21 protein-coding genes are annotated in these 23,048 nt (G+C 50.5%); 16 read left to right on the top strand and 5 right to left on the bottom strand.

Annotation, left to right across the window (positions count from 1 at the left end; all coding sequences use genetic code 11):
• Positions 1–75: 75 nt before the first annotated feature.
• Complete coding sequence (locus K0T92_RS20490) at positions 76–858, top strand: squalene/phytoene synthase family protein (protein WP_219874404.1); 783 nt, start codon at positions 76–78, stop codon at positions 856–858.
• A gap of 151 nt (positions 859–1,009) precedes the next feature.
• Here the strand turns inward: K0T92_RS20490 and K0T92_RS20485 are convergent, their stop codons facing one another.
• The gene (locus K0T92_RS20485; RefSeq protein ID WP_219874352.1) at positions 1,010–1,471 is read right to left on the bottom strand and encodes a MarR family winged helix-turn-helix transcriptional regulator; all 462 of its coding nucleotides are present in this window, start codon (positions 1,469–1,471) and stop codon (positions 1,010–1,012) included.
• Between the two features lie 156 nt (positions 1,472–1,627).
• On the opposite strand from K0T92_RS20485, the gene K0T92_RS20480 reads away from it, so the two are divergent.
• The 6 genes from K0T92_RS20480 to K0T92_RS20455 all read left to right on the top strand — a co-directional run bounded on the left by K0T92_RS20480 (position 1,628) and on the right by K0T92_RS20455 (position 8,570).
• A complete protein-coding gene (locus tag K0T92_RS20480) occupies positions 1,628–2,707 on the top strand; it encodes a glycosyltransferase family 4 protein (protein ID WP_219874351.1) in 1,080 nt (359 codons plus the stop codon).
• Positions 2,708–2,784: 77 nt separating this feature from the next.
• On the top strand, positions 2,785–3,228 hold the full coding sequence (locus K0T92_RS20475) for a hypothetical protein (RefSeq protein WP_219874350.1): 444 nt from the start codon (positions 2,785–2,787) through the stop codon (positions 3,226–3,228).
• Between the two features lie 132 nt (positions 3,229–3,360).
• Entirely contained in the window at positions 3,361–4,512 is a 1,152-nt protein-coding gene (locus K0T92_RS20470; protein WP_219874349.1) for a type III polyketide synthase, read from the top strand.
• Entirely contained in the window at positions 4,505–5,233 is a 729-nt protein-coding gene (locus K0T92_RS20465; RefSeq protein ID WP_219874348.1) for a methyltransferase domain-containing protein, read from the top strand. The genes K0T92_RS20470 and K0T92_RS20465 overlap by 8 nt, the downstream gene beginning before the upstream one ends.
• Positions 5,233–6,393, top strand: coding sequence for an NAD(P)/FAD-dependent oxidoreductase (locus K0T92_RS20460; protein ID WP_246628319.1), 1,161 nt, complete (start codon positions 5,233–5,235; stop codon positions 6,391–6,393). Before K0T92_RS20465 ends, K0T92_RS20460 begins: the two co-directional genes overlap by 1 nt.
• A 56-nt stretch (positions 6,394–6,449) precedes the next feature.
• Positions 6,450–8,570 (top strand): MMPL family transporter, encoded by a 2,121-nt coding sequence (locus K0T92_RS20455; RefSeq protein ID WP_219874347.1) that lies wholly within the window; start codon positions 6,450–6,452, stop codon positions 8,568–8,570.
• 26 nt (positions 8,571–8,596) lie between these two features.
• Here K0T92_RS20455 and K0T92_RS20450 read toward each other — a convergent pair whose 3' ends face one another.
• Positions 8,597–9,013, bottom strand: a complete 417-nt coding sequence (locus K0T92_RS20450; RefSeq protein WP_219874346.1) for a GNAT family N-acetyltransferase — start codon at positions 9,011–9,013, stop codon at positions 8,597–8,599.
• 122 nt (positions 9,014–9,135) lie between these two features.
• Between K0T92_RS20450 and K0T92_RS20445 the strand changes: the two genes are divergently transcribed.
• The 3 genes from K0T92_RS20445 to K0T92_RS20435 all read left to right on the top strand — a co-directional run bounded on the left by K0T92_RS20445 (position 9,136) and on the right by K0T92_RS20435 (position 11,304).
• Positions 9,136–10,536: an aminotransferase-like domain-containing protein gene (locus tag K0T92_RS20445; protein WP_219874345.1), complete on the top strand. Its 1,401-nt coding sequence runs from the start codon at positions 9,136–9,138 to the stop codon at positions 10,534–10,536.
• A 151-nt stretch (positions 10,537–10,687) separates the two neighbouring features.
• Positions 10,688–10,882: a DUF4177 domain-containing protein gene (locus tag K0T92_RS20440; RefSeq protein WP_219874344.1), complete on the top strand. Its 195-nt coding sequence runs from the start codon at positions 10,688–10,690 to the stop codon at positions 10,880–10,882.
• Between the two features lie 23 nt (positions 10,883–10,905).
• Positions 10,906–11,304, top strand: a complete 399-nt coding sequence (locus tag K0T92_RS20435) for a GNAT family N-acetyltransferase (protein WP_219874343.1) — start codon at positions 10,906–10,908, stop codon at positions 11,302–11,304.
• A 1,168-nt stretch (positions 11,305–12,472) separates the two neighbouring features.
• On the opposite strand, the gene K0T92_RS20430 is transcribed toward K0T92_RS20435, so the two are convergent.
• The 3 genes from K0T92_RS20430 to K0T92_RS20420 are packed head-to-tail and all read right to left on the bottom strand — an operon-like array spanning position 12,473 to position 16,293.
• The gene (locus K0T92_RS20430; RefSeq protein ID WP_219874342.1) at positions 12,473–13,576 is read right to left on the bottom strand and encodes a GerAB/ArcD/ProY family transporter; all 1,104 of its coding nucleotides are present in this window, start codon (positions 13,574–13,576) and stop codon (positions 12,473–12,475) included.
• A gap of 16 nt (positions 13,577–13,592) precedes the next feature.
• Positions 13,593–14,801: a Ger(x)C family spore germination protein gene (locus K0T92_RS20425; RefSeq protein ID WP_219874341.1), complete on the bottom strand. Its 1,209-nt coding sequence runs from the start codon at positions 14,799–14,801 to the stop codon at positions 13,593–13,595.
• A 4-nt stretch (positions 14,802–14,805) separates the two neighbouring features.
• Positions 14,806–16,293 carry a spore germination protein gene (locus K0T92_RS20420; protein ID WP_246628313.1) on the bottom strand — a complete coding sequence of 496 codons (1,488 nt, stop codon included), beginning with the start codon at positions 16,291–16,293 and terminating at the stop codon, positions 14,806–14,808.
• 151 nt (positions 16,294–16,444) lie between these two features.
• On the opposite strand from K0T92_RS20420, the gene K0T92_RS20415 reads away from it, so the two are divergent.
• The 6 genes from K0T92_RS20415 (at position 16,445) to K0T92_RS20390 (ending at position 22,798) form a co-directional block, all read left to right on the top strand.
• Positions 16,445–18,043 (top strand): alkaline phosphatase family protein, encoded by a 1,599-nt coding sequence (locus K0T92_RS20415; protein WP_219874339.1) that lies wholly within the window; start codon positions 16,445–16,447, stop codon positions 18,041–18,043.
• Between the two features lie 77 nt (positions 18,044–18,120).
• Positions 18,121–19,194: an undecaprenyldiphospho-muramoylpentapeptide beta-N-acetylglucosaminyltransferase gene (locus tag K0T92_RS20410; protein WP_219874402.1), complete on the top strand. Its 1,074-nt coding sequence runs from the start codon at positions 18,121–18,123 to the stop codon at positions 19,192–19,194.
• A gap of 191 nt (positions 19,195–19,385) precedes the next feature.
• The gene (locus K0T92_RS20405) at positions 19,386–20,288 is read left to right on the top strand and encodes a polysaccharide deacetylase family protein (protein WP_219874338.1); all 903 of its coding nucleotides are present in this window, start codon (positions 19,386–19,388) and stop codon (positions 20,286–20,288) included.
• A 141-nt stretch (positions 20,289–20,429) separates the two neighbouring features.
• Complete coding sequence (locus K0T92_RS20400; RefSeq protein WP_219874337.1) at positions 20,430–21,344, top strand: NAD(P)/FAD-dependent oxidoreductase; 915 nt, start codon at positions 20,430–20,432, stop codon at positions 21,342–21,344.
• Between the two features lie 77 nt (positions 21,345–21,421).
• Positions 21,422–21,955 carry a hypothetical protein gene (locus K0T92_RS20395; RefSeq protein WP_219874336.1) on the top strand — a complete coding sequence of 178 codons (534 nt, stop codon included), beginning with the start codon at positions 21,422–21,424 and terminating at the stop codon, positions 21,953–21,955.
• A gap of 66 nt (positions 21,956–22,021) precedes the next feature.
• On the top strand, positions 22,022–22,798 hold the full coding sequence (locus K0T92_RS20390; protein ID WP_219874335.1) for a hypothetical protein: 777 nt from the start codon (positions 22,022–22,024) through the stop codon (positions 22,796–22,798).
• Positions 22,799–23,048: the final 250 nt, after the last annotated feature.

Here is a 23,048-nt window from a genome sequence, read left to right as displayed (position 1 = left end):
AGCTAACGATACGTGAGTAGCTATGCTGCTTTTTTGGAGGGAATTCTCATTACGAACGTCATCCTGAATGATGCTATGACCATGTTAGAGAAAACGAGCCGGACTTTCTATATTCCGATTAGTCGGTTGGATGCGGGGCTGCGGGAAGCGGTGACCTCTGCCTATCTATGTATGCGTGCGATTGATGAAATCGAGGATCATGAAGAGATCAACGATGAATTGAAGAAGAATCTGCTGTACGGAATCCGGGATGCGATCAAGTCACCCAATGCGATTGAAGCGACACAGGATCAGCTGTCTCCCCACAAGGAGATTCTGCCTGAGGTATCGATGCGGTTGAATGAATGGATGCTTCTCTGTCCGGCTTCAATAGCCCAGACTGTATTTCATTACATCGCGATGATGTCAGAACAGATGGCTGATTGGGTACAGACGCAGTGGAGGATATCGACAGAAGAGGATCTGGATCGCTACACCTACAGTGTTGCTGGCATGGTAGGCGAGATGCTCTCTGAGCTGTGGCAATGGAATGATGGAACCAAGTCTGACATGACGAAGGCGGTTGCTTTCGGAAGAGGGCTTCAGGCTGTTAATATTTTGCGCAATCGGGATGAGGATCTCAAGCGCGGAGTGGACTTCTTCCCGGACGGCTGGGAGTTCAAGGATATGCTGAAGTATACACGCCGCAATCTGAAGCTTGCGGATGATTATATCGCTGAGCTGAGGAAGGGACCTGCTGTACAGTTCTGCAAAATTCCGTTGGCGCTTGCCCATGCAACCGTCAATCTTCTTGCTGCGGGCGGGAATAAACTAACGAGAGCTGCGGTTCTCAAGATTGTAAACAAAATCAACGTTTAGTGGACGATACTGTCTGCCAAGTGAACGGAAGTACGCGCCAGGCTCGCGCTTGGCGTTATGGATATGAACATAGCCCTCCGGCTCCTGAACGGGAAGCTGGAGGGCTATTCATGTTGACCGTCTAGGGCGGACTGGCGGCAGCTCGGGCTTGCTATTCGTCGTCGAGCATGCTCGCTTCTTTAAAGTAAGCATACACCTGATCCAACAGATGAACCAGCGTATCGGTCTGTTCCTTGCCGAGCGACTCCTTGAGGCCCGTGAAGACTGTCCGATAGCGCGCCATCGCTTTCCCGGTAATTTCCTCGCCCCGCGCCGTCAGCTTGATCGTTGTCATTCGTTTATCCCGGGCGTCAGTAGAACGCTCGATTAGACCGTGAGCAGTCAAGCTCTTCATAATTTGCGTAATGGTAGGAGAGGTCACGTGCAGCTTCTTGCTGATGTCGGATACGTTGGCTCCATGCTCATTATAGCGGCATATATCTTGTATAGCCAGCAGTGCTCGTATTTCACTGGCTTTAATACCCCACCTGGTTTCTCTGCGCCAATCCGCTTTGGCGAAACGCTGGAAGGTCTCCATTAATTTTTTGACGTCGGCATATTGCTCTTCATTCATCGGATTCACCTTTTTCATGATATGGGGGGATGCTCAGTTAATATAAGTCTACCTTATATGTGAACATGCAGCAATCTTAATGTAACCCAATCAAACCTATTCCATTGGCATAAAATATAAGGCAGGTTGAGAGATGCTCAAGGGGTGAGGGTAGTCATGAAGATTTTGTTCAGTTATTTCGTACCAAGCGGCGGAGTGGAAACGATGAATCGGCTCAGATGCCATGCGCTTAGACGAGCTGGAATTGAATGCCATCTTCTCTACTCAAGAGATGGGGCTGGCCGGCAAAATATCAAGGATATCCCGCTATTCATTACGGACCGGGACGATGAGCTGAGTACCATTATTCATGCCAATCAATATGACATAATTGTCACGATATGTGACCATTTGATGCTTCGCAGACTGCGCGGGCTCGGCTATCAGGGGAAGCTGATCTATGAAGCGCAAGGCCTCGGCAGCATGGAGCAGGCCGGAATTACACTGTCGAATGCGGTGCCGTACATCAGACAATATGCGAGCGGTGCGATAACGCATGAAACACCGCATTTGATGGGGTTGTTCAATTCTTATCTCTCTGATTTTCCGCGATTCTATGTGCAGAATATCGTCGATACAGAGCTGTTTCGCTATCGGCCAACGGGCATGGCGCAATTCATAGAGCAGCCGATTGTTGCCTGGATCGGCAGAATTGAACGGAATAAGAACTGGCGGCTGTTTCTGCAGATTGGCAGTGTGCTGCTGTACCGGTACCCCAAGCTGCAGCTTTGGATGTTCGAGGACGCCAATATTTACGAGGAAGAGGAGAGAGGGCAGTTCGAGGGTGTGGTACGCAGGCTTGCTCTTGTCAATCACCTCATTGTCCGTTCGAACGTTCCCCATGCGGAGATGCCGCATTATTTATCATCGATTAGCGATTCCGGCGGAATGCTGATCTCGACATCTAATGTCGAAAGCTTCGGATATGCGGCTGCAGAGGCGATCAGCTGCCGATGCCCGGTCTTATCCACCGATTCAGAAGGGATCAGAAGCTCGATTATCCATAATGTGACGGGCAAGTTCTTTCACGCCGGAACACCGAATGACGCCGCTTATGAAGCGATAGAATTGATTGAGAACAAGACATTGAGAGAAAGGATTCAGGCGCAAGGCGAGCAGTATATCCGTACAACTTATTCTGCGGATAGATATATTGCTGATTTTCATAACATTATGCGGACGCTCTGTGCAATCTAGCAATTTATGCTAGAATACCCAATCGGTCATGCCTGTCCTCTCATAAACTATCATAGTACTGATAGGGAGGTGAGAAGATGAGCATACAATTTGTTGATATGCGGATATCGCAGCAAGCGAATTCAGACGCCTCTCCAACTGCAATTCCCGTTGCTGCAACGCCATTGGTGTTTGGAGATATCGGCTTGCAAACCGCAGGTGTTTCCGTTGCCAATCAGGGTCTTGTTCGTGTGCAATTGAATGGTTTTGCCAAAATCGTTGTTGGACCACAGTTCGGCACGGTCACCATTCATGTTTACCGTAACGCCGTTTTGATTTTTGAAACGGTTTATGGTGCTGCTGACTCGTTGGATAATCAGGCTTTTGGCTTCAGCACGGTTGATTTTCCTCCTGCGGCGGTAGTTGCGACAGGACAGATTCAGTACACAGCAGAGATCTTTACTGCTGCTGCCAATCCTGGCACGACGATTGGCGCAAGAAACTTTAGCGGAACCGCGGTTGCAGGCAACTTTACAGGCTAATCGGGTCAACAGACAAGCAGGTCGCATAAGGTGATCTGCTTGTTTGGCTTCAACCGCACGGTTATATTGGTCCAGGCTGTGGAATAGGATGGTGTATAAGTCTTACACTTGTCCGAGGAGATGATAGCGGCAATGGAACACGCTGATCCTACAGTTGCAATTCTGGGAATAGGCACTGCGGTGCCCGATTGCCGGATCGATCAAGAGGATGCATCACAACGATTATGTGAAGCGCTGGAAGGGGATCCGCACTCCATACGCTGGGCGAAGCGGATATTCAGGCAGAGCGGGGTCAATACCCGCTATACTTGCGAGCCTGATCTGCTTGCAGCGATTACCGGCTGCCGCTATTTACCACAGGAAACGATGGAGCATATTCCTGCCACCAGTGAGCGAATGAGTATCTATAAGCGGGAATCTGTTCCACTGGCTTTCAAGGCAGCGAGCAGCGCGCTGTATAACAGCAACATCACGGCGAGCGATATCACGCATCTGATCACGGTGAGCTGTACGGGACAATTTCTGCCGGGACTGGATGCCGTATTGGTTCATCAACTGGGACTTGCCCCTCACGTGAATCGGATTCCGCTCAACTTTCTTGGTTGTGCTGCAGGGCTGAAGGCCATCTGTCTGGGCAAGGGAATTGTATCCAGGCAGCATGAAGCCAATGTGCTTATCGTATGCGTCGAATTATGCACACTGCACATCCAGCCCTCTATAGAGAAGGAGGCATTATTAGCGGCTTCCTTCTTCGGAGACGGCGCTTCTGCTTGTGTTATCGGAACCGCTGATGACTGCCATAGCGGGCTTCTCCAGCTGGGAGACGAGCATTCGGTACTTCTTCCGGACAGCGCGGAGGAGATGGTCTGGGAGGTGGGCGATTACGGCTTCCATCTTTACCTCTCTCCGAAAATTCCCAAGCTGCTAGGCGAGCTGATTCCGAAAGAGGTCAGCCGATTGCTGCATGACGGAGAGAAGCCCGACCTATGGGCCATTCATCCCGGGGGACGCGGAATCATTGACACAATGCAAGGCATTTTCGGGCTGACCGATGAACAAGCGCGCTACAGCCGTCATGTGCTGCTGCATTATGGCAATCTGTCGTCGGCTACGCTGCTGTTCGTTCTGAATGAGATGCTGCAGGAACTTAGCCAGACAGCTTCCGGAGGGAGCAGTGGAATTGCGATCGCATTCGGTCCCGGTCTAACAGCCGAGATGATCCGATTCCATTATGTTCCTTCAACCAGGCAGCAGGAGCAGTACTCCGACAGAGCTTATGTTTAGAGCACTGAAGGAACGGGCCGTGCAGCCGGAGCTGATGGATGACTTCAGCTCCGGAGGGAATGAGCTGCATGAAGCGCTTCGCCATTTGCGGGTGCTCAATCATATTTTCGGTGCCGCCTCGCCGACAAGATACGGCATACATAGGTTATGGATATTGGCTGGCAGGCCCCGTTCTCTCACCATTATGGACATCGGTGCAGGCTCAGGGGATGTGAACGCTGCTCTCTTGAGATGGGCTGCTGCCAATGGGATCGATCTTACAATTACACTTGTCGATATTACGGAGGAGGCTTGCAGGGAAGCAAGCCGCTTCTATCGCAATGAGCCGCGAGTCCGGGTGACAAGAGGAGATTTATTTGCCCTCCCGCCTGACCGTGCGGATATCGTTACGGGGACGCAGTTTGTACACCATTTTACAGATGCGGAGCTGCCGAATGTCATCAGATGCATGCTGAACGTGTCGCGGCTGGGCGTCGTCATTAACGATATTCATCGGCATTGGCTGCCATGGGCTGTCGTACGCTTGACCACGCGAATCATTTCGAACAATCGTTATATCCTACATGACGGACCGTTATCAGTAGCGAAAGGGTTCCGCAAGAAGGATTGGAGCCGCATCAGGGACGCGCTGCAGGGGGCAGCGGATATGGCTTATTCATGGCGGCCCTTGTTCCGCTATGCGGTCATTCTGCAGAAGACGGTGAGAAGGCGAATTCAGTGATGGAGTTGAACGTGATGGATACCAGCTATGATGTAGCCGTGCTCGGTGCCGGCATCGCAGGCGGCAGCATGGCCAAAGCTTTGGCCGATAAGGGGTGGAGAACCATTCTGATCGATCGGCAGCGGTTCCCGCGGCATAAGGTGTGCGGTGAATTTCTCTCGCCGGAATCACTGCGCAGCTTGCGCTCGCTAGGCCTGCTGGATGCCGTAACATCGCTTGGGCCCTGCGGGATCCAGCGGGCGCGCTTGATCCTAAGCCACGGGGCAGTGCTGGATATTCCTCTACCCGGCACAACGTTTGGCGTAAGCCGGTATGCGCTGGATTCCGCGCTTCATGATGCTGCGCGGGGGGCGGGTGCGGATATTAGGACAGCCGCCTCGGTTAGCTCCCTGTATCCCCGTGAGGGGGGATATTCGATAGAGACGAAGCAGGAGAGCGGGGATGTGACCTATTATGCCAGAGCAGTCATTGCAGCTTGGGGCGCTCAGCGACGGGCTGGCATCGTGCATCCGGCGGCAGGAACAGGGGGCCCTGTGAAGAAGAAGGCATATGTAGGGATCAAATCGCATTACACAGGAATCGAAATGGAGCCGGTTGTGGAGCTCTATTTTTTTTCGGGCGGGTATTTGGGCATATGCCCTGTGGAAGGAGAGCGGATCAATGTTGCCGCACTGCTGACAAGAGAAGCGATTCGGCATGCAGACAAATCCGTAGCCGGAATCATTGACTATGCCGCAAGTCGAAACCGCAGGCTGTACGAGAGGTTGAAGCACGCATTCCCGGTGCCGGGAACGCAATGCTCGGTTGCTCCGGTAGATACCGGACGCAAGCTGATGACGTGGGATTCCATCCCGGTGGCGGGCGATGCTTCGGTTATGATTCCGCCGCTATGCGGTGATGGCATGTCTATGGCGCTGCGTTCAGCGCAGCTGTGCGCCAATCTGGGTCACTGCTATCTGCGCGGCGAGCTGACGATGGACGGCTGGAAGGAGGAGTATTCGGCGGTGATGGAGCGGGAATTTACCGGACCGATTGGCTGGGGACGTGTGCTGCAAGGGCTGCTTGGCGTCCCGCTGCTGCCTCGTCTGTTCGCTGGTGTCCATTTCGCTGCACCTGGGCTGGCACGCAAACTCGTTCAATTAACGAGGTTAAATATCTGATCGCGAGGCACGGAGCATGCCTGATACCCGGCGAGTAGCGGAGAAGGAGCGAACATATGGGCATACAATTTCTTGCAGTTGTCGCACAGCGATTCCCCAGAATTGTTATTATGCTGTGGGCCGTGCTTCTGCTCCTGATCGGAATGCATGCATCCAAGCTGCCTGCAGTGCTGGAGGATCACGGATTGCTTGCCGATGGCGATTATAGTGAGGTTCAGCGGATATTAGCTGTTGATTATCAAATTCCGGATGATCCCGTAATTCTGTTATTCGAACGGGAAGCGCAGCTATCCACAGCGGAATTCCATGGGTTCATTGCGCTAACACTGCAGAGGCTGGAGGGAGTAAGGGGCATTGAGGCGATCCGGTCTCCTCTGGAGCATCCAGGCATGTTCAAAGGCAATTACGCCTACGCACTGCTCGCATCCTCCTATAAAAGCTATGAAATAACACCTTTGCTTAATGAAGCAGCTGCGAGATTGCCTGCCCATGAATTCGCATCGGTAACGATGACAGGCAAATCAGTCATTCAGCGCGATGTAAATGAGACCAGTGAAAGGGATCTGCGACAAGCCGAAATGATCGGCCTTCCGATTGCTTTCCTCATTCTGCTGTTCGCATTCCGTGGAATTGTACCCGCGATCCTGCCGGTCGTCATCGGCATGGTCGCTGTGTCCATTACGATGGGACTCATGTATGGACTGGGTACAATTGTGTCCCTATCGAATTTTGTCCTCAATGTGATCCCGATGGTGGGCTTGGCGCTCAGTATAGATTTTGCTCTGCTTATTGTAGGACGGTATCGCGAGGAACTGGCATGTTCGGCGGCAGAGCAAGCGCTGGCAACGGCAATGGGAACTGCAGGGAGAGCGGTGCTGCTCTCGGCAGCCTGTGCCGGGTTCGGCCTTGCCGGGATATGTTTGATCCCGCTGCCGCTCTTCAGATCAGTCGCCCTGGGCGCGGCTGCTGTTCTAGCCGTATCGGTGCTGCTGGCATTGACGCTGCTGCCCGCCCTGCTGACGCTCCTGACGCCTTGCCTTAGATCGGCATCAAATCCGCGCTCCCAATTGCAAACTTCCAATCTATGGCCTCTATGGGCTGCCTTTGTCATGCGCAGGCCAGTTGTTCTGAGCATTCTGGCTTCATTGCTGCTCATTATTTTATTTATGCCATTAACTAAATTGAAGATTGCCATACCTGATGCCTCTTCCTTGCCACAGCAATATGCCTCTCGCAGCGCTTACCAGACCTTCGAATTTCATTTCGGATTACCAGGAGCCTCTCAAATTTATATGCTGGCTAATGTAAGCGGAGCGGAATGGTCTGGCCTTGGCGAAAAGGAGAGAGAAGTCCACTCTGTGATGCAAAGGTTAACAGGCGATCCCTTCGTAGCGGAGGTTAATGCCGTCCCTTCCCCCGTCGTACCAAGATTGCGCGAACAGCAGGGAAGTTCCACTCGTCCGCAGGATATAGGGGAGCAGCGGATGCTTCTGCACGCTATTCTTAAAGACAGCGCGTCCTCAGAGGCGGCCAGGAGCTGGGTCAGGGAGTTGGCGCGGGAGGTGCAAGCAGGCAAGGTGCAATGGCTGATTGGTGGAGAGCCTAAGTATCAGCAGGAAGTGTTTGATGCCATATTTAACAACATTAAATATGCCGGGATGTTTATATTTGCCGCCAATTTTATGCTGCTCGCAATCGCTTTTCACTCTATCGTTATACCGATTAAGACAATCGTGATGAATATGCTCAGTCTAGGCGCATCCTTTGGCATTCTGGCGTGGATATTCGAAGAGGGGATAGGAGGATTCGAGAGGAGTCCTGTCGCCATTATGATCCCTGTTTTTATATTCGGGCTTGTGTTTGGCATCAGTATGGATTACGGGGTGTTTCTGCTGTCGCGAATCTATGAGGCGCATCGGAAGACGGGCGATAATGAATATGCGGTAATGGCCGGATTATCGTCAACAAGCCGGATTATCACGTCTGCTGCAGCGATCCTGATTGCAGTTACGGCGCCATTCGCGCTTGGCGAGGTGGCAGGAGTCAAGCAGCTAGGGATCGGGATCGCTGCAGCGATCTTGATTGATGCGACGATTATTAGACTCGTGCTGGTACCGTCGTTCATGAAATGGCTCGGCCGTTGGAACTGGTGGGTGCCATGGGAGAGAACGAAATAATTGCGGCATAAGGAGATCAGATTGTCCTAATGACTGACAACAGTTCTTCGCATCATTTCTCTTCTCTCAAAGCCGAATTGCTCATATAAGCCGTGCGCATCCCGGGTACCCAGAAGCATATTGGTATGGCGAACATCGGGATGCTCCAGCAGGTACTGCATGAGCCACTTGCCGAGCCCTTTGCCCCGGTGGTCCGGATGAATAATGACATCACATATCCATGAGATTGTCGCGCGGTCTGTAACGACCCGCATAAATCCAATTTGCCCCGATTCGTCAAAAATGCCGTAGCATAGCGAGCCCGCTATGCTCTCTTTGGTGCGCTCTATACTTCTCTCTGAAGCCCAGTAGCTGCTTTGCAGCAGCGTGTGAATCATGTTCAAATCCAGCAGCTGTTTGTCATCGCTGATCCGGTAAGGCAAGCTGTCATGCTTCCATTCCATCTGTATCCCTCCTGATATAGACTGTTCATTATGATTGCAAGTATAATAGTTACAGATACTTGAGGTAAATGTGAATTTAACTCTTCTGTACCTGTACAGAAGAGGGGGAGGGGGCGGCTAAAATGAACAAATACGAGCATGTGAAGCGTTATATTAAAGACCAGCTGCAGTCGAATGCCATTAAGCCCGGAGCGAAGCTGATGTCGATACGGGAGATATCTAGCCAGTTTGCTTGCAGCAAAAATACTGTCATTCGGGCTTATGATGATTTGGAGAAGGAGCATCTCATTTATTCGGTTCCCAAGAGCGGCTACTATGCGGTGCAGGGTGCTGCCTCCGATGTGCAAGCCACTGCCGGACTCATTGATTTCTCGTCCGCTGCCCCGGATCCAGAGGTGATGCCTTACGAGGATTTCCAGCATTGTCTTAACCGTGCCATTGCACTCTATCAAGATCAATTATTCTCTTATACAGATCCGCAAGGCTTCTTGACTCTCCGGCAATCGCTGGCAAAGCATCTGGCCGACTCGCAAATATTCGCCCGTCCGGAGCATATCTGCGTCGTTTCAGGCTCGCAGCAAGCGCTGCATCTGGCGAATGTGATGCCATTCCCTAATGGCAAATCTACTGTTCTTGTCGAACAGCCGGCTTATTCCGGCATGCTTCGATCTCTGGAGCTGCTGCATATTAAAGCAGTCGGAATTGCCCGCACGAAGGATGGCGTTGACCTGGAAGAGCTGGAGAGACATTTTCGCAACAATAACATCAAGTTTTTCTATACTGTATCGCGCTATCATAATCCAACAGGATGGAGCTATACCCAGGAGCAGAAGAAGCAAATCGCCAGACTGGCAAGCAAATATGATGTTTATATTGTGGAAGATGACTACCTGGGAGATTTGGAAATCGACCGGAAGGCCGATCCCATCTATAGTTATGACACAACAGGCCATGTGATCTATACGAGAAGCTTCTCTAAAGTGATGCTGCCCGGCCTGCGGCTTGCACTGGCTGTCCTGCCCAAGCGGCTGATCGAGACATTTACGTTGTTCAAATCATCCAATGACCTCAGCACAGCGGCATTATCACAAGCGGCACTGGAAATCTATTTGAACAGCGGCATGTTTGACCGGCATGTCACTCATATGCGCAGCCGGTATCGGGAACGGATGAAAGTGCTGCAGGACGCAAGCCTGCGTTACCTTGCTCCGCGTATTCAAGTTGATGCTCCGCAAGGTGGCATATTCTGCTCCATCACGCTTCCTGACGGAATTGACGCATGGGAGATAGCGGCAGCTCTAAGGCAGCAGGAGGTGCTCGTTACACCCTCGGACAGATTCTACTTGCCAGCCTTCCCTAGCGAAAATGCGTTAAGAGTCAGTGTCATCCGAACAGATGATCAGCAGATCCACAACGGTATCCGCCGGATTGCCGAAGCAGCAGACCGGTTAGCGGAAGTGGCGGCTTCCGGCCAAATGCGTTCTGCAAGGGAATGGCACTCAAGCAGAAATGCGATGATGTAAGAGGTGTTGCAATTTGTATAAAACTATCTTTTCAAGTAATATATTCATAATTGAGCTGCGAGTTCTGCATGCGCGGCTAGCGAAGCGATGGAGCACGGTTTTATTACCGCGTTGCCGCAAGCTGGCAGTGACATAGGAGGAGAGGTGAGAGATGGACAGATGGGCTTACAAGACTGTGAAGTATAAGACAGGCGGGTTTCTCGGCGGTAAGATTAAAGAGGATGAATTCGAAGAGTTGCTAAATAGCTACGGTTTTGAAGGCTGGGAATTGATCTCTTGTTTCGACACAAGCGTTTATCAAGGCCAATCCAGGGATATCGTAGCGGTTTTCAAACGTAAAGTTTAATCATGAAGATGGGGGACACTGCAATGGAGATTACATACCGTGAAACAACGGCTATACTGCCTGAGGATCTTGCGCGAGTATTTGCAAAGTCCGGCATCAGCAGACCGTATGAGGATCTGGAAAGACTGAAGCGGATGATTGCGAATGCGGATATTATTATATCGGCCTGGGATGGGGACAAGCTGGTTGGTATTGCCCGGGCATTGACGGATTACTCGTACTGCTGCTACTTATCCGACCTGGCTGTCGACGGGGATTACCAGAGGTCAGGAATCGGCAATGAGCTCGTCAAGCGTGTCCAGGCACGAATCGGGGAGGAATGCTCGCTTATTCTATTGTCAGCGCCCCAGGCATTGGATTATTACCCGAAGATTGGATTCACCAGAACGGATGCAGGCTTTGTCATTCGTAGAAGCCGGTAATCTGCATCTATAAGCCAGCGATTGAGCGAATGGCATTACTTCTTGGAAGGCCGGAAGAAAGCCTGCGAAAGGGCAGGGATTTCGGGCAATAGTGGCAGTAAGAGACGAAGTGCCTGCGAAAGTGCAGGAATATATGGCGGAATTAGCCGACAGGGGCCAATACGGTGAAAATACCTGCGCATTAGCAGGCATTTCGTTCCCAGCAGTCTCAGAACGAGAGAAAACCTGCGCGTTGGCAGGCATTCGGCTTTTTGACGGCTTCGATAGCAGTGGTCAGGCAGGGACGAGTGAATGCCTGCGAAAGGGCAGAGATTTCGGGCAATAGTGGCAGTAAGAGACGAAGTGCCTGCGAAAGTGCAGGAATATATGGCGGAATTGGCCGACAGGGGCCAATACGGCGAAAATGCCTGCGCGTTGGCAGGCATTTCGTTCCCAGCAGTCTCAGAACGAGAGAAAGCCTGCGCGTTGGCAGGCTTTCGGCTTTTTGACGGCTTCGATAGCAGTGATCAGGCAGGGACGAGTGAATGCTTGCGAAAGGGCAGGGATTTCGGGCAATAGTGGCAGTAGGAGACGAAGTGCCTGCGAAAGTGCAGGATTATATGGCGGAATTGGCCGACAGGGGCCAATTCGGCGAAAATGCCTGCGCGTTGGCAGGCATTTCGTTCCCAGCAGTCTCAGAACGAGAGAAAGCCTGCGCATTGGCAGGCATTCGGCTTTTGGACGGCTCCGAAAACAGTGGTCAGGCAGGGACGAGTGAATGCCTGCGAAAGGGCAGGGATTTCGGGCAATAGTGGCAGTAAGAGACGAAGTACCTGCGAAAGTGCAGGAATATATGGCGGAATTGGCCGACAGGGGCAATACGGCGAAAATGCCTGCGCGTTGGCAGGCATTTTGTTCCCAGCAGTCTCAGAACGAGAGAAAGCCTGCGCATTGGCAGGCTTTCGGCTTTCGACGGCTTCGATAGCAGTGATCAGGCTGGGGAACGAGAGAAAACCTGCGGCGTAGGTGCATTGGCAGGAATTCGGTCATCGACAGCTCAAGCCTGCATTGTCGCAGGCAGGCATTCGGTCATCGACGGCTCAGCCTGCATCTTTGCATTTGCGCATTGTCGCATTGTTGCATTGTCGCATCTTCGCAACAATGCTCATCTGCTCGTCGGCTCGTTTCTTCAAGAGCTTTGGCTGCTGCTCTTGTTGCTGGGCCCTCTGATCCACATGATGATCATAAGAATCGTCGGTATAAAGAGAATATAGATCGGATTAAGCATGTATTTCTTCGCAATCGTTTCGCCGATCTCAACATGTGTCTGCCAGTTGGGCGGGATGAACGTCAAAGAGTAGATGATCGCTCCAACGGGAAGGGCAAACTTCCGGTATTCGGTTTGGAACAGCTGGGAGAGTCCGAGAACTGCGGCCAGAAACCACAAGGTGGACTTGATGAATATGCCCGCATAGAAGAGCAGTATGACGAACGCATCGAACCGCTCCAGAATGTTGGCGATCTGGATCAGCTGCACAGATTGGAGCAGGGGGATCGAGGAGATGTCCGGCAATGCCGGGCCAAGCACCATCAGATTGATCATATTCGTAATAAGGATGACGATTCCGGATACAACAAAGGACAGAACCGTCGTCTTGACGAGCAGCGTCTTCTCGCTCAGATAGTTCCAGAACATGAGGAATATGATCATTTGACCGTAGGGGAACCAGACATAACCCGACAGGCTCTCCTTAATGACGGGCTGAATGCCATTCTCAAGAACAGGCAGAATATGGTCAAATACGATAATGCCTGAAATCAAATACATAGCGAACAGGACAAAATAAAAGAACAATACGCCCCAAACAATAAATTCAGCAACACGGAAGAAGACCTCCATTCCTTTGTAGATCGAATAGATGGTCAGGGAAAGAATGATGATCATAATCAGGGAGATCGGCGTCCGGGGGAGTATCGTCATTATGGTAAGATCTCCGAAGTCACGCAAATTCCGCATCGACTCATAAGCAAATACAGAGACATAGAACAGCAGCAGAAAACGCCCGATCCACGGACCGAAATAATGCATGAACAGTCCGCTAAGATTCATCTCCGGTTCTCTTCGCTGGATGTACAGGAACATGGTCAGCAGAATCGATCCCAGCAGCATGCTGACTACGACGACCAGCCAGGCGTCCTGCTTGGCCTTGCTCCCGATCTCGAATAGCGGAGTGCTTCCAATCTGGAATAAAATGATCATCGCGCCCAATTGAAATTTGCTGATCCGCTCCATTTTACAGCCTCCTTCGTCATTTTTCCGTTAGCATATTGAAGGTGTCGTTAATCATTCCGGCTCGACGGATTTTGACTGCGACGGTTACATCCATCGTGATATTTGCAAACTCCTGATCCCAGTTCCTCGAGAGCTTCTTCCACTCCTTGGGATAGGCCTTGTGAAAGGCATCCCCGAACCCCAGCGCATCTGCCTTCAACTCCTTCAGTTTGAGGAAGGTATGCACCACATCCTCTTTGATCGCATTCTCAATCGGCTTCTTCAGAAGATTAAGAGCTTTCGATTTTTTCAGCTCCAGCTTGCATGCGGTTTCTTTCAAATTGCCCTTCACTTTAATGTGGATGGACATGAACAAACGGCCATCCTTAATCCGCGGCTTCAATTGGGAATGCGTCTTCTCGACATAGAAGCCGGACAGTTGATCCTTGCGTGCTTCACCATTGCAGTAAAAGGGGATGTCAGTGCTTCGGAGCACATTCGTAATCCAGGGTATGCCCAAGCTGTCTGCCCGGCTTATCCAGCCCTTGAACTTGTCTCCCTTGAATACAGCGACCCTGTCCAATTTCAGTTTGCCTTCGACCTTGGTTGTTTTCAGAGCGTCCAATGATTGCTGCTTTGAACTATCCCCGATAATTTTGAGCTCGCGCATAGTCGCGCTTGCAGTAGGGTTCGCTAGCGTAAGCATGACTTGATACATCTTGGACAACGCCATTTTGGGCTGATCATCCAGCCGGTCGTTAATCAAATTCGAAATCGCATTTCCGGGAATGGTCTCAAGCGGCACAAGCACCTGCAGGTAAGGCTTGGCTTCCCCGTCCGTAATGAGAATATTGACATTCTCCCTCGCTTGATTGTTGCGCAAGTAATAGTCCATGAGCAGATTGATGCCATGCTGGGCTACCCGCTTGCTAATAATCAACACACGATTGTGGGAGTAGAACAGATGCCTGGGCGTTTCCAGATCGCACTTCTGGAGTGCCTCCAGAATCGTGCTGCCCTTCATGGAGACGACGGTCACAGGGGAATGCGAGCCGTTCTTGCCGGCACCGCCCTGACTTGAATTTGCAATAATAATTTGAAAGGACACGACCCATTGATTATCCTCGGACAGGTCCAGGGAAGATGCGCTGATAATGCCCAGCCTGTTAAGCTCCACCCGGCTCCAGCAGCCAGTTTGCAAGCATACAAGAAGGATGATGGAGGCCAGAGTCAGCGATCGCCTCATATCATCATCTCCTTTTTTGACGTCTGTAATTATTTTTGGCGAATAGACGAGGACGCGTATTCATCAGCTTCCAGGGCACCCTTACAATCGTATCTTTAATGTTGCTGGGTATGAATGGAGATATTGGCGTCAGATAAGGAATACCGAAGGAGCGAATAGATGACAGATGGATCAGGAGGAAGAAAATTCCTGACATGATCCCGAATAAGCCCAGCGTTGCAGCAAGCATCATGAGCATGAAGCGGATTAAGCGTGCGGCAACCGCAACATTAGATGCCGGTATGACAAAGCTGGATATAGCGGTGAAGGATACGACGATTACCATAGCCGCAGATACAAGACCAGCATCTACTGCAGCTTGTCCCAATACGAGCGCTCCTACAATCGATATAGCAGAGCCGATAGCACGCGGCATGCGGACCCCGGCTTCCCGCAATATTTCGAAAGTGACCTCCATCAGCAGCGCTTCATAGAATGCCGGCAGAGGAACGCCCTCACGCTGTGCCGCCAGGCCGATAAGAAGAGTTGTGGGCACCATCTCCTGATGAAAGGTCGTAATCGCCAAATAAAGCGATGGCAGAAGCATGGATACCGCAAATGAGCCTAAGCGCAGAATGCGGAGAAAGGTCGATATATCAAACCGTTGATAATAGTCCTCGCTTGCACTAAAGAACTTGAAGAAGGTAACGGGGAGGATGAGAGCAAATGGTGTGCCGTCTACAAGAAGAGCCACCTGGCCTTCAAGGATCGAGGCCGCGACACTATCAGGGCGTTCTGTATTGATAATGGTCGGAAACGGCGTGAAGGTCTTGTCCTGAATGAACTCTTCCAAATAGCAGCTGTCCAGTATGCTATCTGTCTTGATGCGGTCAAGTCTCTCAAGCACTTCGGTTACAACATCGTCATTGGCTGTCCCTTTCAGATACATGATACAGACATCCGTTTGTGTTTCCGTTCCGATTCGCCGGTCGATTTTCCACAAATTTTTGCTTTTGATCTTGCGGCGCAGCAGGGCAACATTGATGCCGATATTCTCGGTAAAGCCTTCCTTGGGTCCCCGAATAACAGTTTGTGAGGAGGGCTCTTCGACACTTCTTTGCTCCCATTTGGCCGTGCTTGCAGAAATCCCCTGATTCCAGCCATCTCCGAGAATAACAGTGTTGCCGTTATGAATAGTCAGTATGAAAGCATCCCATCGCAGTATTTCGCTGGCTGCGCATATGGAAACAACCTGATCCCTGACCGTGCGGAAATGATCGACGCTTGCCTTGGCTGTATTCTCGTTCGTGCGTCCGGACAACATAATCGGCTTCATAATATTATCGTTAATCATCGCTGAGTCAGTCAGCCCATTAATATAGATAACCGCCATGGGCAAACCGCCCGCGCCTTGAAAGGTGCGGATAATGATATCGGAGCTGTTTCCCGTTAATGATTTGAGCGTCTCGATATTATGCTGAAGACTTCGCGAGAGCAGTTCGGATTGGCTCATTCGTCTCATCCACCCTGAATGTATGATCTATTACGCTTCATGTTCCCCCGCGAAGAGCCGTATTATGCACATTGTTCCTTTTATTGCCGTGCATACTTCTATAGGCATGGAACACAATGAAGGCAATACATATAAAAAGGTGTGAGTACAAATGGCGGCTCCCGGACGAATTGGATGTGCTGTATGGCTGTTGGCCCTTTTACTTCTATCGGGATGTAGTGGCGGCAATAAGGAAGAGAAGGAAAGGGATCTCCTTCATATTCAGTCCGAGGAAGGAACTCATGCGAAGAAGGTCATTCTGATTCTCGTGGATTCCCTCATGTATGAGGCGATAGACAGGGGCATAGCGCAGCAGAAGCTGCCTACATTAAAGTATCTCATTGACAATGGCCAGTACTACAAGGATATCGTCAGCTCATTTCCAACAATGTCCGTTACGATCGACAGCTCCTTAATGACCGGAACCTATCCGGACCAGCATCACATTCCCGGACTGGCCTGGTATAATGCCGACACGGAGAAAGACATTAATTACGGCACAGGTCCGATGGAAATTATGAGAAAGGGAGTGAAGGATGTAGTATGGGACGGGCTGCTTCATTTGAACAGCCGGGATCTAAGTCCCGCCGTCTCTACGATCTATGAGGAGCTGAGCAGGAAGGGGCTCAAGAGTGGTTCTATTAATGGACTAATTTATCGCGGGCCGGTGGAGCATACGATAGAGATCCCGGCATGGCTCGGCAAAACGGTATCATTGCCGGAATCGCTCACCGTCAAGGGGCCGGATTATCTGTCCTTCGGGTCGTTATCGAATCCGCTTGACGGGTTGAAGCAGCTGCCTGACTCGCTTGCCAATCGAATGGGATTTAACAATGAGTTCGCTGTTGAAACAGCGGCCTACTTAATCCGCAACAATAAGCTGCCTGATTTTCTGTATGTTTATCTGCCTGATCTCGACCAGGAGCTTCATAAGAAGGGACCCTCATCGATGAAAGGTCTGGTGAAGCTGGATAAGCAGCTGCACGATCTGCTGCAAGCGTTCGGTTCTCCAGACAAAGCGAGGAGCCAGGCGACAGTTATGATTGTTGGCGATAGCGGCATGAGCCAGCTGCGGCCTGCAAGGGAACACTCCGTTATTGAGTTGACCACCCTGTATAGCGGCTATAGCAGCCTCCGGCCTGGTGACCGGGTGACAAAGGATACGGAGCTTGTGTTCGCCGTCAATGAAACGATGGCTTATGTGTATAAGCTTCATACAAAGGCGTCCATGCGCCAGCTGGCAGATGTGGTTGAAGCGGATCAACGTGTCGATCTCATTGCATGGAAGGAGGACGGATGGATCCATGTGACGAAAGGAGGAGCTCAGACGGCATTTCAATACAAGCCGGGAGGGAAAATCGTTGACCAGTACGGTCAAGCATGGACTGTCAGTGGAGATGCAGCGCTGCTGGATATGCATATGAAACGTGAGAATAACGGGCTGCGCTACGGTCAATACCCTGATGCGCTAAGACGGATATACGGCGCTTTAACATCGCATAAAGGACAGTTTCTCGTTGTCACCGCCAAAGAGGGCTATGAGCTTAAAGGGCACAGCTCGCCAACGCATGAGGGAGGAGGCGGACATGGTTCCCTCCATGAGACCGAATCATTAATCCCATTCATTGTTTGGGGAGCTGAGGAGAAGCTTGCTTCCAGGCGTGTCGTTGATATTAAAGCCTATATAGAGCGTATTCTGATGCATCCGTAGTCACGGAGTGCCTCCTGCTCCTGCTTTTGGTATGATAGGTTTAGCGGCAGTTGGAAGGAGTTGCATAATTGAAGCCTATGAGAAAAATTATGTTCACCGGAGGCGGATCAGCGGGTCATGTTACGGTCAATATCGCCCTGATTCCCCGGTTTCTTGAAGAGGGCTGGTCAGTCGATTATATCGGCTCCGAGCATGGCATAGAGCGCGAGCTTGTCTCCTCTATTGCCAATGTAGCCTATCATCCGATTGCAACAGGCAAATTGAGAAGATATATGGACTGGCAGAACGTGAAGGACCCGTTCAAAGTAATGAAGGGTGTGCTGCAGGCTTATCGACTGATTCGCAGAGGAAAGCCGAGCGTTATTTTCTCCAAAGGAGGCTTTGTTTCTGTACCTGTTGTATTGGCAGCTTGGCTAAACAAGGTTCCTGTTATAATTCATGAATCTGATCTTACGCCGGGGCTTGCGAATGTCATCTCGATTCCGTTTGCTGCGGGTGTCTGCACGACTTTTCCGGAGACAGCGGAACACTTGAAGCGAGACAAATGCCATTATGTGGGCGCAATTATTCGCGAGGAAATCAGCCGCGGAGATGCAGAGAGGGGAAGGGCGTTCTGTGGCTTCTCGGAGAGGAAGCCTGTTGTGCTTATTATGGGCGGCAGTCTCGGAGCACGCTCGATTAATGAGTCGGTCAGGCAAGCGCTGCCTGCTCTTGCCCGGCAGTTCCAGATTGTCCATCTATGCGGCAAAGGGGGAATCGATGCTTCAATCTCTCATCCTGGCTATATGCAATTTGAATATATTCATGAAGGGCTGCAGGATGTACTGGCTATGAGTGATCTCGTTATATCGCGGGCCGGGTCCAATTCGATCTTTGAATTTCTATCGCTGAGCAAGCCGATGCTCTTAATTCCATTATCGAAGGAGCAGAGCCGGGGAGATCAGCTGCTGAATGCCCGATCCTTCGAAAAATCCGGTTTCTGTGAAGTGCTGTACGAGGAACAGTTAACAGGGGAAGCATTGGTTTCTGCTCTCAAGCAGCTTTATGACAGCCGCCATTATTATATTGACAACATGAGAAAGAGAGAAGCCCGAGATGCGCTTCCGGCCGTGTATGAATTGATATCGAAAGCGGCAAAGAAGAGCAAATAGTGTCTATTGTGATGGATGGGTTGACTCTCTTATCGAAATAGGCAAAATTAATGCTTTACTTTTCGGTTTTCTGTTATATAATGATGGACGAAAGAACTATAATACCTAAACCTGCCAGAGGCGCTGGATCACTTTCATGTGATCCGCGCCTCTTTTTGCATGGAATAAGGGCCATTAAAGGAGAGAGCTGTATGCTAGAGAATCCGGGATTACGTTCCCAAGACCGTTATATTATTATTCAGGCCGATGATTATGGTATCTCACCGCATGCGAATGAGGGGATTCAGGACATGTTTCTCAGCCGTTCCATCACTTCGGCATCTATTATGATGCCCTGTTCCTGGGCAGCGGAGGCGGCTGCTTTCTGTAAGCGCAACGCGCATGTCAATGCTGGAATTCACCTTACCCTCTGCAGTTCCGGCGACGCGGGATACAGACCTGTGTTCCAAGGGCATCGGGCGGGAAGTGTGATGAATAGGAATGGATTTCTGCCCCGTGAGATGTATACGATTGAGCGGTATGCTGATGCAATGGAAGTGAAGGCTGAATTAGATGCGCAAATTCAATCTGCCATTGCACTGGGGGTTGACCCGACACATCTGGATACCCATGCCGGCTGTTTGATGGGCTTCGCGGTCGGGAGAGATTTTCTGGAGCTTGCTTTTGAATTGTGCGAGCAGTACGGCCTGCCGTTTAATCTTCCGAGGAGAATCGTATCGCAGCCGTTCTTCAGCAAGGAACAGAGGCATCTATTCCAACAGCGGATCGCTGAAGCCGATCGTCGCGGCATTATGCTGATTGATCATATCATCGCACTCCCGTATGAGCTGGAAGACGGAGAGGAGTACGGTCGTTTCAAAGTGAGAATGGAGCAGGAGATCAGGGCGACAGAGCCGGGCATTACGCAAATTTTGCTTCATCCGGCGCTATTCTCGGCTCATGCAAGAGCTGCGACCCCGCACGCGGAAAAGAGGGAATGGGAACATAGACTTTTCAGCGATCCGCAGATCAAGGAACTGTTCGATCAGGAGAACATCCGGCTCCTATCATGGAGAGAGCTAAGGGATGCGCAAAGATCAATGAAAGGGATATAAGGATGTTCGGAGAGGAACAATTGACAACATTCATTAATATAGATATTATAGACATATAAAGTCTTTAATTAGTGAATGAGGATCAGCCAAAAGCGTGAATGCAGTGGAAACAATAGATACCCAAATAAAGGAGTGAGTGGCATGGTTTACGATTGTGTAATTATTGGCGGAGGGCCTGCCGGTCTGAATGCAGCTTTAGTACTTGGAAGAGCGAGGAGAAGCACTCTATTGATCGACAGCAGCAAGCCCCGCAATGCCGTCACGCATGCTTCGCATGGCTTTATTACAAGGGATGGTGTCAAGCCGGCTGAATTTCGGGCTATTGCGCATGAAGAGCTGTCCCAATATCCGACCGTACGACGTCTTGAAGGGGAGGTTGCGGGACTCTCCAGCACAGAATCCGGCTTCCAGGTCGAAACGGCAGAAGGAGAGAAGTTTGCTGCTGGCAAGCTCATTCTGGCCACAGGCTTGAAGGAAACGTTTCCCGCAATTGAAGGCTTTCATGACTTTTATGGCAAAAGCTTGTTTAACTGCCCCTATTGTGACGGGTGGGAGCTGAAGGACAAGCCGCTTGTTCTGGTTACGGAGAGCAACCGCGCCTTGCATATGGTCAAGACCGTATATAACTGGAGCCGGGATCTCGTTTTATGCACGAATGGGCATTCTATTATTACGGATGAGCAGCAGAGGGTGCTGTCAGGCAAGGGGATCAGAGTCATAACTGAGCCTATCGCAGCTTTTCTTGGAGAAGAAGGACGATTGGCGGAAGTGCGCTTTGCAGGCGGAAGCTCGATTGCAAGAGAGGGCGGCTTCGTCACTCCGCAATTCTCGCAGACAACCTCCTTTGGTGAGCAACTGGGCTGTGAAAGGAATGAGATGGGCGGTATAGTGACAGATTCCTTTGGCAGAACGAGCGTGAAAGGAGTCTACGCAGCGGGAGATACAGCTGTCATCACGCCATCCCAATTGATTATTGCGGCAGCCGAGGGCAGTCGTTCTGCAATCGGCGTCAATACGGATCTAACGGAGGAAGCATGGGAGGATCTGGCTCTATAGCCGATGCCTTGCAGTACGGTTGTCTTGACTATAATTGGAACTCCGTTATAATCGCAGATGAGGGAGTGATTATAACGTTGTTGGCAGTAATGAAACGAAATGAGTTTGACACGATGGATGACCGTGGGCTTTGTTCGGCTTGCTTCGCGCCCTTGATCGGCGAGTTCAAGAACATCCGGGTCGGCGGGGGAGACGAGAGGGCGTTCTATGACAGTCTTACAGACGGTCAACAGGCATTATTTATGTTCCGGATCTACTACGATCATGTCATTCATTCGCCGGAGGACTTGTATTGGCGCAGTGCCTATTACCATGCACAGCCTGTCATCTGGTCTTCGTTGAAGAACACGCTGCCCCTTATTGGGGAACAGGGGATTCTGCAGCTTGCAGAGGAGATAGAAGGATTTCTCGCCGAGAGGAATTATGCAAGAAGCCTGGACAGCTTCGCTGCCACGATTCAGGATCTTGGGCGTGATGCGGAATTGCTGGCGTCCTTCAACGCTTTCTATGTCCAGCTTCAGCAGGCTACTTCCGATTCGTTCAATCGTCTTGCCGAATATATTCGCAGACATGCCGATGATTTTATACAACTGACTAATGAATCCTATTAAATGCAGAACAGCCCGCGAGAGCGGGTTTTTTGTATTCGCCTTCTGCCGTTTCGCATGTTTCGCCTAATGGGAACCGAAATTTCCAAAGAGACTTTCGGGACAGCCCTCATTCCTATTCTTATAAGGCAGGTACTGGTCATGCTCAATATTTTACGTGTCAATGGATTTCATAATAAGAGCATTTTCTTTTTAGGGGAATGTGAGGAAAAAGCGTTGGATTTCTCTGGACTGCTTTACAATGGGGCATTCTATTGTGCCTGGTTTTCGCATGAAAAAGCTTTAATGCACATTCATAGGGTAGAATTCGGTCATGTGCAGTCATCTCAAATTACTGTATCACTAACAGATGTTCTGGGGAATTCAACCGTGTATCGAACAGAAATGCGAGGGATCGATGATCGTTATTGCCTGGTTGGCTGTTCGACTTCGAACACGTATGAGACAACAGATGTGCTGCTTATTGATTTTGAAGACAACACATATACCAAGGTTGCACCTGATTTTGGCATCGACACCTTACTGAGAATCGAAAGAATAATGACGATAAAAAGTACTCCACTTACTCCAAGAAAAGAAGAAATTGTACTCCTAACAGGTGGATTTCACTTGAGAGAAAAATACGGGTTTTGGGAAAACAGGGAACGCAGGCGGGGCCTAGAGGACAAGTTAATGGAATATGTGGTGATTTTCGAGAGAGACAGCTTTTTTCACAGGTTAAAATCAGGACTGCCCCTTGAAGTGATGGACAAGCAAATTATAGAGAGATGTCCTTTGCATAAGTCGATTATTTTACACGACGGCAATGGAACAACAATAAACTACACGGTAATAGACTTTGGGTAGCGTCAAGAAGTTTGTGTAAGCTTGTAGATATACCCATCGGGTAAGTGTTGGTGGGGGGCGGAGGACTCCGCCCCCCACCACATTGTTTTAACTTTCGATCCGAGGATCCGACTGAACAGAATCCGAGGAATAGCGCTTTTCAAACATCTCATTAAGTTTTTGTTTGACAACGGGATCGCCAAAACCTGGGATGACACGGTTCTCAAAACGTTCGTTGTAGGCGATGGTGTCCAAGTATACAATTTTTTCT

Origin of the sequence: Paenibacillus oenotherae, from assembly GCF_019443105.1 — a bacterium.
GTDB lineage: Bacteria > Bacillota > Bacilli > Paenibacillales > Paenibacillaceae > Paenibacillus_Z > Paenibacillus_Z oenotherae.
This window is presented reverse-complemented; position numbering and strand designations above follow the sequence as displayed.